Genomic DNA, 10,073 nt, shown 5'->3' with positions numbered 1-10,073 from the left:
CTCCGAGGACGAGTCCGCAGAACTCGGCGTCTCGTTCGTCGAGGTGTCCGCTCCCGCCGGGCTCGCTATCGCAGTGCCGACCCCGACCCCGACGAACCCCCACCCTTTTAGGAGAGCCGATGAAAATCCTTGTGGCAACCGGCCATACGCAGGGCACGCACCCCGGCGACTACCACTTCTGCATCGAGCGGGAGTTGGTGTGGATCCAGGACCCGTGCGACCGGGACCGCCGCAACCCGGACGGCCCGTGCGGCTGTGGGCGTGGATTCGCCGGGGCGGCCTCCCATCGCGCCACCACGACCGCGATGGTTGTGGAATCCGACATGACGCGCGACGACGTGATACTCGCGTTCGAGACCAGCCTTGAGGACGGCGGCTGGCCCGCCTCCTGGGCTGAAGATGTCGCGGACGACAACCTGGAGATCGCGGCGCGACTACCGGTCGGCGCGATCATCACCCGGAGGTTGGAGGACTTCTATGTCCGTGGCGCGTTGTTCTAGACGTCGGCGGGAACCTCGGCATACCGGCCCGGGTTGAACATCGACGCGATCATGCCGATCACCATCATGATCGCCGCGGCCACGAACACCACGACCAGGCCCGAGTGGAACGGTCCGGTGATCAGATGCGGAAAGAAGGTCTGCCCCGTCAGTACCTCGGCGTTCACACCGGGCTGCTGCAGCGCGTGGTAGGGCTCGAGCAGTTCGGCGATCGGGTTGTAGCCGAGAAACGCGGCGAACAGGCTGCCGACCGGCGGCAGATCCGCCACCTGCTGGGCGACACCGGCCGAAACTCCTTGCTCCTGAAGGCCGCTGCTCAACGCCCCGGGCAATGAGTTCGCGAGCCCGACGATCATCAGCGAGAAGAAGATACCGATCGACAGCGACGACCCGGCGTTGAAGAACGTGGCCCGCACACCCGACGCGGCGCCACGTTCCGCCGGTGGCACGCTCGACATGATCGCCGCGGTGTTCGGGGCGGTGAAGATGCCGCCACCGACACCGTTGAGGAAGATCAGCACCGCGAACACCCAGTAGTCGAAGTCCACCGGGATCATCACCAGCGCGACGAACGAGACCGCCATCAACAGCATTCCGCCCACGGTCAACGGCCTCGCGCCGTACCGGTCGGACAGCCATCCCGCGATCGGCCCGGCCAGCAGGAAGCCGATCGTGATCGGCAGCATGTAGATGGCGGCCCACAACGGAGTGACCTCGAAGTCGTACCCGCGCAACGGAAGCCAGATGCCCTGCAACCAGATGATCAGCATGAACTGCAGGCCACCCCGACCCATCGAGGACATCAGCCCCGCGATGTTCCCCATCCCGAACGCCGTCGACCGGAACAACCGGACGTTCACCATCGGTTGGGCCACCCGCAGCTCGACGACGCAGAACACCACCAGCAGCGCCAGCCCCGCGGCGATCGACCCCAGCACCCACGGGTTGGTCCACCCGGTCGTCGACTCTCCGTAGGGCTGAATGCCGTAGGTGATCCCGATCAGCAGCACCGTCAGCCCGATGCCGAACGTCAGTGTGCCTGCCCAATCGAGCCTGCCCGGCGCACGCACACCGATCTCGACCAGGGACCGCAGGCTCCAGACCGTCCCGGCGAGCCCGATCGGCACACCCACCCAGAAGATGGCCTGCCAGTGCCACTCCGACAGCACACCACCGACGAGCAGTCCGAGGAACGACCCCGCCACCGCGGCCACCATGTTCACGCCCAGCGCCATCCCGCGCTGATTCGGCGGGAACGCGTCGGTCAGGATCGCCGACGAGGACGCCATCAGCATCGCTCCGCCGATGCCCTGGACCACCCGCCACGCGATGAGCCAGATCGCACCTCCGTCCAGATGGAACGGATCGAAAGACAGTGCCACCGCCGCGAGGGTGAACACCGCGAACCCGATGTTGTAGATCCGCACCCGCCCGAACATGTCGCCGAGCCGCCCGAACGGAACGACCAGCACGGCGGTCACGACGAGATACCCCATCAGCATCCACAGCAGGTAGCTGATGTTGGCCGGCGCGAGCGGATTCAGCCCGATACCCCGGAAGATGGCCGGCAACGAGATGAGCACGATCGACGCGTTGACCGTCGCCAGCAGGGTTCCCAGCGTGGTGTTCGACAGGACGATCCACTTGTAGCGAGGGTGGTCGGCGTTCATGCGCCCGCGGCGCCGCGCGGTCTCCGCAGCGGTACCGGTCTGGATTTCCGTTGTCATCAGTCGCCCACCTCATCCACAAAGTGCATATATTAGCTATGTAAATCCGGTGTCGGCAATTCCGGCGGCGTGGTGTTCCCTGTGCGAGGTTGCTGCGCTAGCGTGTCACCCGTCACCAATCGCGGGAGCGCGTACCGAGCGCGCTGAGAGGACGGGTAGGCCCGTCGACCGTACGAACCTGACCGGGTAATGCCGGCGTAGGGAGAATGCAATGTCTGACTGTGTCAACGTCACCACCGGCCCCATTCAGGGCAGCACCAAGGTGTACCGGAACGGGGTTCCGTTCCGGCGGGTGAAGCTCACCAACGGGGAGCACCTCGACCTGTACGACACCTCCGGCCCGTACACCGACGACAGCGCCGTCATCGACCTGGAGGCCGGCCTGCCCCGCCGGGCGGTCACCCGGGACCGCGGCACCCAGCTGCAGCGGGCCCGGGCCGGCGAGATCACCGCCGAGATGACGTTCATCGCCGAGCGCGAGGGTGTTTCGTCCGAACTCGTCCGCGACGAGGTCGCGCGCGGCCGCGCGGTGATCCCGGCCAATCACAACCATCCGGAGGCCGAGCCGATGATCATCGGCAAGGCGTTCGCCGTCAAAGTCAATGCCAACATCGGCAATTCGGCGGTGACCTCGTCGATCGCCGAGGAAGTCGACAAGCTCGTGTGGGCCACCCGCTGGGGCGCTGACACGGTCATGGACCTGTCCACCGGCCGCGACATCCACCAGACCCGCGAGTGGATCCTGCGCAACTCGCCCGTGCCGGTCGGCACCGTCCCGATGTACCAGGCCCTCGAGAAGGTCGGCGGTGATCCGGAGAAGCTGACCTGGGAGATCTACCGGGACACCGTCATCGAACAGTGTGAGCAGGGCGTCGACTACATGACCGTGCACGCCGGGGTACTGCTGCGCCACATCCCGCTGACCGTCGACCGGGTCACCGGGATCGTCAGCCGCGGCGGGTCGATCATGGCGGCCTGGATGCTCGCGCATCATCGGGAATCGTTCCTCTACACCAACTTCGACGAGTTGTGTGACATCCTCGCCCGTTACGACGTGACGTTCTCCCTGGGTGACGGCCTGCGGCCCGGTTCCATCGCCGACGCCAACGACGCCGCTCAGTTCGCCGAGCTGCGCACCCTCGGCGAGCTCACCAGGGTCGCGAAAAGTCATGGGGTGCAGGTGATGATCGAGGGCCCCGGCCACGTCCCGATGCACAAGATCGTCGAGAACGTGCGCCTGGAGGAGGAGCTCTGCGACGAAGCGCCGTTCTACACGCTGGGTCCGCTGACCACCGACATCGCCCCCGCCTACGACCACATCACCTCGGCGATCGGCGCGGCGATCATCGCGCAGGCCGGCACCGCGATGCTGTGCTACGTGACTCCGAAGGAACACCTGGGGCTGCCCAACCGCAAGGACGTCAAGGACGGCGTCATCGCGTACAAGATCGCCGCCCACGCCGCGGATCTGGCCAAGGGCCACCCCCGCGCACAGGAACGCGACGACGCGCTGTCCAAGGCGCGCTTCCAGTTTCGATGGCAGGACCAGTTCAATCTGTCCCTGGACCCCGACACCGCCCGCGAGTTCCACGATGAGACGCTGCCGGCCGAACCGGCGAAGACCGCGCACTTCTGTTCGATGTGCGGGCCCAAGTTCTGCTCGATGCGTATCAGCCACGACATCCAGGAGGCTTCCCGCGTGTACCTTCCGGTGGTGACACCATGACGTACCTGCCGCTGACCCCGCCGGGCCAGACCCCGCTGCGGGTCATGACCATCGCCGGGTCCGACTCCGGCGGCGGCGCCGGGATCCAGGCCGACATGCGCACCTTCGCACTGCTCGGTCTGCACAGCCTGGTCGCCGTCACCGCGGTCACGGTGCAGAACTCGTTGGGTGTCAGGGCTTTCCACGAGATTCCGCTCGACATCATCTCGGGCCAGATAGAGGCGGTGGCCTCCGACATCGGGCTGCAGGCCGCCAAGACCGGGATGCTCGCCTCGTCGGAGATCATCGACACCGTCGCCGACACCTGGGTCGCCCAGGGACTGCACGGCAGGGTGCCGCTGGTCGTCGACCCGGTCTGCGCGTCCATGCACGGCGATGCGCTACTGCATCCCAGCGCGCTGAAGACGATGCGCGACAAGCTGTTCCCGTTGGCCACGCTGGTGACCCCGAATCTCGACGAGGTCCGTCTGCTCGTGGGCATCGACGTCGTCGACGAGGAGTCCCAGCGCGCCGCCGCACGGGCACTGCACGCGCTCGGCCCGCAGTGGGCGCTGGTGAAGGGCGGGCACCTGCGTGCGTCGGCGCACAGCCCGGACCTGTTGTTCGACGGGACCGACTTCCACGAGTTCGACGCCACCCGCATCGACACGGTGCACGACCACGGCGCCGGCGACACCCTCGCCGCGTCCACCGCATGCGCCCTCGCGCACGGGTACACCGTGCCCGACGCCGTCGCGTTCGGAAAGCGCTGGGTCACCGAATGCCTGCGCGCGGCCTATCCGCTGGGCCAGGGCCATGGCCCCGTCTCCGCCGTGTTCCGGCTCTCGACATGACCCTCGACGACATCGCGGGCATCGCGCACGAACCCGGCGGCACCCCCGCAGGCGTCGTCGCGCTGACGCACGGCGCCGGCGGAAGCCGGGAATCGCCGATGCTGCAGGCGCTCTGCGACGAATGGGCGCGCCGCGGATGGCTCGCGGTGCGGTACAACCTGCCCTACCGGCGGCGCCGCCCCAAGGGCCCACCGTCCGGCTCCGCGGCCACCGACATCGCCGGTGTCGTCGAGGCGGTCGCCGCCGTCCGTGACCTCGCCGGCGGCCCGGTAATCGCCGGAGGGCACTCCTACGGCGGACGGCTGACGTCGATGGCCGTCGCCGACGGCCTGGAACTCGATGTGCTGACGTTGTTCTCGTATCCGCTGCACCCGCCCGGCAAGCCCGAGCGGGCCCGCACCGAGCACCTGCCGCGCATCGCGGTGCCGACGGTGTTCACCCACGGCACCGCGGATCCGTTCGGCACGTTGGACGAGCTCCGGCCCGCCGCCGCGCTCGTCGCCGCCCGCACCGAGATCGTCGAGGTCACCGGCGCCCGCCACGACCTCAACTCCAAGAAGCTCGACGTCCCGGCGCTTGCGGTCGATGCCGCCCTCCGGATGCTGCGCTGAGCTATCGTCGCTGCGTGACCGTCCCGCCGCCAGGCGGCTACCCACCGCCGCCGCCGCTGCCGTACCAGGGCGGGCCGGCCCAGCCACCGCCGCCGGTTCCGGCACCGCGGACCAACTGGTGGGCGATCGTCGCGCTCATCTTCGGTCTCATCGGTGCCATCCTGGTCGGTCTGGTCTGCGGCGTCGTCGGCCTGACGAAGGCCAGGACGTACGGCAGTGGCCGCGGCATGGCGATCGCCGGCATCGTGCTGTCGGTGCTGTGGGCGATCGTGGCCGCGGTCGCCCTCGTCGTCGCGGTCAGCAGTGACACCGTCGAAGCCACGAACGTCGAGCTCGGCGACTGCCTGCAGGAGATCCCCGCCGGGGACCGGGTGGTCAACGTCACGACGGTCGGCTGCGACGAACCGCACGCCGGCGAGGTGTTCGCTGTGCTCACCGTGCCGGACGGTGATTTCCCCGGGTCGGCCGCGATCCAGGCCCACCAGGAGAAATGTGGGCCTGAGCTGCAGAGGTACGCCCCACAGGCCGCCACAGACGACTCGGTGCGGCTCTATGTGCTCTACCCCACCGCCGAGACCTGGGCCGACGGCGACCGCACGGTGACCTGCATCGCCACCTTCAACCCCCCGCGGACCGGCTCGCTGCGCGGCTGAGCCGACCCGGACCTCGGGTACCGTTGCGCCATGACTTCGGAGCACTTCGACGCGGTCATCGTGGGGGCCGGATTCGCGGGTATCGGCGCCGCGATCCAGTTCAAGCGGATGGGCATCGAGAACTTCGTGATCCTGGACCGGGAGAACGACCTGGGCGGTACGTGGTACGTCAACCACTATCCGGGGCTCGCCGTCGACGTTCCCACGACCACCTACTCGTACTTCTTCGAGCCGAACCCGAACTGGTCGCGGCTGTTCTCCACCGGCGCGGAGATCAAGCAGTACGCCGACGACGTCGCCGACAAGTACGACGTGCGGCGCCACATGCGGTTCGGGGTGACGGTCGAGGGGGCGCGCTGGGACGAGGACGCCAAGCTCTGGCGGGTGAATCTCGCCGACGGCGCGACGCTCGCCGCGCGGTACCTGGTCACCGCGACCGGGTTCCTGTCCCAGCCGCACATGCCCGACATCGCGGGCATCACCGAGTTCGACGGGCGGATCATCCACACCACGGCGTGGGACGACTCCTATGACCCGACCGGGGAGCGGATCGGCGTCATCGGCACCGGCGCCACCGCCGTGCAGCTGATCCCCGAACTGGCCAAGAGGGCCGCCGATCTCACGGTCTACCAACGCACCCCGATCTGGGTGGCACCCAAGCTCGACTTCGGGATCTCCGAGCGCACCAAGCGGCTGTTCGCCCGAATGCCGTGGACCCAGCGCATCGTCCGCGCGATCACCGACACCATCTACGAGGTGATGATCAACGTGGGCGTGGTGCACTACCGGGTCCCGTTGTTCCGCCGTCTGAACATCTCGGCGATGGACCTGTGCAAGATCAACCAGTTCATCCAGATCCGGGACAAGGACCTGCGTCGCCGGATGACCCCTGACTACGACATCGGCTGCAAGCGGCCGACCTTCTCCAACAGCTACTTCCGCACCTTCACCAAACCGCACGTGCACCTGCAGAGCGACGGCATCGACCACATCACCGCCGACGGCATCGTCAACGCCGACGGCAGCAAGACCGTCATCGACACCCTGGTGCTGGCCACCGGTTTCGACCTGTGGGAGGCCAACTTCCCGGCCATCGAGGTGATCGGCCGCGACGGCCGTAACCTCGGGAAGTGGTGGCGGGAGAACCGTTTCCAGGCCTACCAGGGCGTCTCGGTGCCTTACTTCCCCAATTACCTGAGCCTGTCCAGTCCGTATGCGTTCCTCGGTTTGAACTTCTTCAACACCATGGAGTACCAGATGCGGCTGATGGACCGGCTTTTCGGTGAGCTCAAGCGCCGCAACGCCACCACGTTCGAGATCACCGAGCAGGCCAACACCGCGTACCTGGACCGGATGACCGAACTGCTCGGCGACTCGCTGTGGACCCTGGGCAACTGTGCCGGATCGCGGTCGTACTACTTCAATCCACACGGCGAACCGAGCCTGTTGCGGCCGATGTCGACACGCGACGCCATCACCGAAGCGTCGACCTTCCCGCTCAGCGATTATCGGATCATCTAGTATCCGCTTGTGCCCAAAGAAAATTCACGTGCCGCCACCGTCGCCGGACTGGTCCTCGCCGGTGCCGGGTTGTCCCATTTCGTCGCGCCCGCGCTCTACGAGGGCCTGACCAAGCCCGCGTTCCCGACCAACACCCGGCAGCACGTGTACATCGACGGCGCGATCGAGACCGCCGTCGGGCTCGGCATCGCCTCCCCGAAAACGCGCAAGCCCGCCCTCGCCGGGTTGGCGGCCTACCTGCTCTACTTGGCCGGCAACGTCGTCCGCAACCGGTAGCGGCCCAACAGCGTCACATCGACCAGGCCCTCCACCGTGTCCCGGGCCTCCTCGGAGTCCGCGTACCGCACCAGGCGGCCCAGATCGACGACGAGCGCCATGGCCGCGTGCACGGCGAACCGCGCCTCCGCGCGGCTCCACTCCGGTCGGACCGCGACCACCAGCTCGACCCACGACTCCACCGCCGAACGCTGCAGGTCCCGCACGATGCGCTGGTCGGCGGCGGACATGTTGAGCCGCTCGCTGTAGTAAACGCACTCCAACTCGGGCTGGTCGAACGTCCGCTCGACATAGCTGTCGATGACCGCGGTGAGTGCCTCCTCCGGGTCGGGCACGGTCGCGACGACGGAGGCGATCTCCGCCGACACCCGGTCGGCGGCGCGCCGGAAGATCGCCGCGAGGATGTCGCTCTTACCCGAGAAGTACTTGTAGATACCGGAAGTCGGTATCCCCACCGCCGACGCGATCTCCTCCATGGTGGTGTCGCGGTACCCGTTGCGGTCGAACAGCCGCATCGACTCGGTGAGCAGCGCTTCATACTTCGACACCTCGACCGCGGGGCGCGCCGGTGTGGCACCGGGCGGGTGGCGCGGCGGATCACCTGACAACTCGGCGGTCAGCACCGCACGCGAGAGTTGCGCCAACAACAGGTGCACCTGGGCGGCGGGCAGTTTGGCGCGGTGGTCGACGATGCTGCCGACGAGCGAGAGCACCGCCGTCGACAGCGTCGAACGCTGCCGGGCCGTCAGTTCCGGCCGCAACACCGCCAGGGGGCGGTGGATCCGCTCGTGCACGGTCCGCATCTGCTCCAGCAGCACCGCCTGGTCGGCCCCGCGCAGATAGCGGTTCTCCCAGCGGTACAGGCCTCCCGAACTCCGGTTGGCCAGCGAGGTGTCGGTGAGCGCGGACACCAGCCGGTCCAGCACCACCTGCGGGTCGTCCCCGTCGATGCCGGCGGTGGCGTCCACCAGCTGCTGACCGAGATTGAGCACGGCGTCCCGGAACAGCTCGTACTTGCCGGCGTAATGGCGGTACAGGGCCGCGGCCGAGATACCGACCCGGGAGGCGATCATCTCCATGCTCACACCGTGGTAACCCAGCGCGCTGAACGCCTCCGCCGACGCGCGCGCGATCTGCGCTTTACGATCCTTCGGCCGACGCCGGACGCCGTCTTCACCGGCGGTGTTCGCCACCGTCCCACGATATCGTTTGCCCGTGAGCTCGCCCGATGAGTCGGCGCTGCGGCGGCGCCTCGGCCTGTTCGACACCGTCACCCTGGGGTTGGGGTCGATGATCGGGGCGGGCATCTTCGTCGCACTGGCCCCCGCCGCGGCGGCCGCGGGCAGCGGTCTGCTCGCCGCACTCGCGGTCGCGGCCCTGGTCGCGGTGTGCAACGCGATGTCGTCGGCCCGGCTGGCGGCGCGCTACCCGCAATCGGGCGGCACCTACGTCTACGGACGCGAGCGGCTCGGACCGTTCTGGGGCCACACCGCCGGCTGGAGTTTCATCGTCGGCAAGACCGCGTCGTGCGCGGCGATGGCGCTCACGGTGGGGTCCTACGTGTGGCCGGCGCACGCCAACGCCGTCGCGGTCGCCGCGGTGCTCGCGCTGACGGCCGTCAATTACGCCGGGGTGCAGAAGTCCGCGACGCTCACCCGCGTCATCGTGGCGCTCGTGCTGGCGGTGCTGGCCGTGGTGGTGGTCGTGCTGCTGGGCGCCGGCGGCGGGGACGGGTCCGCGGGACCCGAGGTCACCGGGTACGGGGTGCTGCAGGCGGCCGGGCTGCTGTTCTTCGCGTTCGCCGGATATGCGCGCATCGCGACGCTCGGCGAAGAGGTGCGTGACCCGGCACGGACGATCCCGCGGGCCGTCATGCTGGCGCTCGCGATCGCGCTGGCGGTGTACGCGGCGGTCGCGGTGGCGGTGGTCAATGAACTCGGGGTGGCGGGTCTGGCGTCGGCCACCGCACCGCTGTCGGACGCGGTGCGGGCGGCCGGGTTCCCGGCGCTGGTGCCGGTGGTGACCGCCGCCGCCGCGGTCGCGGCGTACACCGCCAGCGCGATCGCGAGCGCCAGCATGACGGCCCGCGGGATCGTCCGTGCCGGGTCACGCACCTCTTCGCAGACCGTCGCGATGGGCGGGTGGAAGAGCTTCGTGTTGGGAACGGAGGAAGGGTGGGGGGGATGAGACGACATAAGAAGTCTGATGACTCGAGGAATTTATATC

General features: G+C 68.2%; 9 protein-coding genes, 1 pseudogene and 1 riboswitch. Of the genes and pseudogenes, 8 read left to right on the top strand and 2 right to left on the bottom strand.

Features of this window, described 5'->3' with window-relative positions; all coding sequences use genetic code 11:
- Positions 1-119: 119 nt before the first annotated feature.
- Positions 120-500: a hypothetical protein gene (locus ASJ79_RS10635; RefSeq protein WP_067954903.1), complete on the top strand. Its 381-nt coding sequence runs from the start codon at positions 120-122 to the stop codon at positions 498-500.
- Here the strand turns inward: ASJ79_RS10635 and ASJ79_RS10630 are convergent.
- Entirely contained in the window at positions 497-2,227 is a 1,731-nt protein-coding gene (locus tag ASJ79_RS10630) for an MFS transporter (protein ID WP_067954901.1), read from the bottom strand. The genes ASJ79_RS10635 and ASJ79_RS10630 overlap by 4 nt on opposite strands.
- Before the next feature lie 111 nt (positions 2,228-2,338).
- Positions 2,339-2,448: riboswitch (TPP riboswitch) on the top strand.
- Here ASJ79_RS10630 and thiC point away from each other — a divergent pair.
- From thiC to ASJ79_RS10600, 6 genes are all read left to right on the top strand, one after another.
- Positions 2,439-3,953, top strand: coding sequence for a phosphomethylpyrimidine synthase ThiC (gene thiC, locus ASJ79_RS10625; protein WP_082753770.1), 1,515 nt, complete (start codon positions 2,439-2,441; stop codon positions 3,951-3,953). Its footprint overlaps the riboswitch before it by 10 nt.
- Complete coding sequence (thiD, locus tag ASJ79_RS10620) at positions 3,950-4,786, top strand: bifunctional hydroxymethylpyrimidine kinase/phosphomethylpyrimidine kinase (RefSeq protein WP_067954899.1); 837 nt, start codon at positions 3,950-3,952, stop codon at positions 4,784-4,786. Before thiC ends, thiD begins: the two co-directional genes overlap by 4 nt.
- Entirely contained in the window at positions 4,783-5,397 is a 615-nt protein-coding gene (locus ASJ79_RS10615; RefSeq protein ID WP_067954897.1) for an alpha/beta family hydrolase, read from the top strand. Before thiD ends, ASJ79_RS10615 begins: the two co-directional genes overlap by 4 nt.
- Positions 5,398-5,411: 14 nt before the next feature.
- The gene (locus ASJ79_RS10610; protein ID WP_067954895.1) at positions 5,412-6,050 is read left to right on the top strand and encodes a DUF4190 domain-containing protein; all 639 of its coding nucleotides are present in this window, start codon (positions 5,412-5,414) and stop codon (positions 6,048-6,050) included.
- A 30-nt stretch (positions 6,051-6,080) separates the two neighbouring features.
- Positions 6,081-7,571 (top strand): NAD(P)/FAD-dependent oxidoreductase, encoded by a 1,491-nt coding sequence (locus ASJ79_RS10605; RefSeq protein WP_067954893.1) that lies wholly within the window; start codon positions 6,081-6,083, stop codon positions 7,569-7,571.
- 9 nt (positions 7,572-7,580) lie between these two features.
- Positions 7,581-7,847 carry a hypothetical protein gene (locus ASJ79_RS10600; protein WP_067954890.1) on the top strand — a complete coding sequence of 89 codons (267 nt, stop codon included), beginning with the start codon at positions 7,581-7,583 and terminating at the stop codon, positions 7,845-7,847.
- On the opposite strand, the gene ASJ79_RS10595 is transcribed toward ASJ79_RS10600, so the two are convergent.
- Positions 7,814-9,040, bottom strand: coding sequence for a TetR/AcrR family transcriptional regulator (locus tag ASJ79_RS10595; protein WP_067954888.1), 1,227 nt, complete (start codon positions 9,038-9,040; stop codon positions 7,814-7,816). The genes ASJ79_RS10600 and ASJ79_RS10595 overlap by 34 nt on opposite strands.
- A 97-nt stretch (positions 9,041-9,137) precedes the next feature.
- Here ASJ79_RS10595 and ASJ79_RS10590 point away from each other — a divergent pair.
- Positions 9,138-9,902 (top strand): annotated as a pseudogene (locus tag ASJ79_RS10590) (APC family permease); the annotation flags it as partial.
- Between the last annotated feature and the right edge of the window lie 171 nt (positions 9,903-10,073).

The organism is Mycobacterium sp. NAZ190054, from assembly GCF_001545925.1.
Classification (GTDB): domain Bacteria; phylum Actinomycetota; class Actinomycetes; order Mycobacteriales; family Mycobacteriaceae; genus Mycobacterium.
This window is presented reverse-complemented; position numbering and strand designations above follow the sequence as displayed.

Bases quoted from the DNA above. Each gene is read 5' to 3' on its own strand.
- thiC (WP_082753770.1), top strand. From the start codon at position 2,439: ATGTCTGACTGTGTCAACGTCACCACCGGCCCCATTCAGGGCAGCACC.
- ASJ79_RS10635 (WP_067954903.1), top strand. From the start codon at position 120: ATGAAAATCCTTGTGGCAACCGGCCATACGCAGGGCACGCACCCCGGC.
- ASJ79_RS10605 (WP_067954893.1), top strand. From the start codon at position 6,081: ATGACTTCGGAGCACTTCGACGCGGTCATCGTGGGGGCCGGATTCGCG.
- thiD (WP_067954899.1), top strand. From the start codon at position 3,950: ATGACGTACCTGCCGCTGACCCCGCCGGGCCAGACCCCGCTGCGGGTC.
- ASJ79_RS10630 (WP_067954901.1), bottom strand. From the start codon at position 2,227: ATGACAACGGAAATCCAGACCGGTACCGCTGCGGAGACCGCGCGGCGC.
- ASJ79_RS10615 (WP_067954897.1), top strand. From the start codon at position 4,783: ATGACCCTCGACGACATCGCGGGCATCGCGCACGAACCCGGCGGCACC.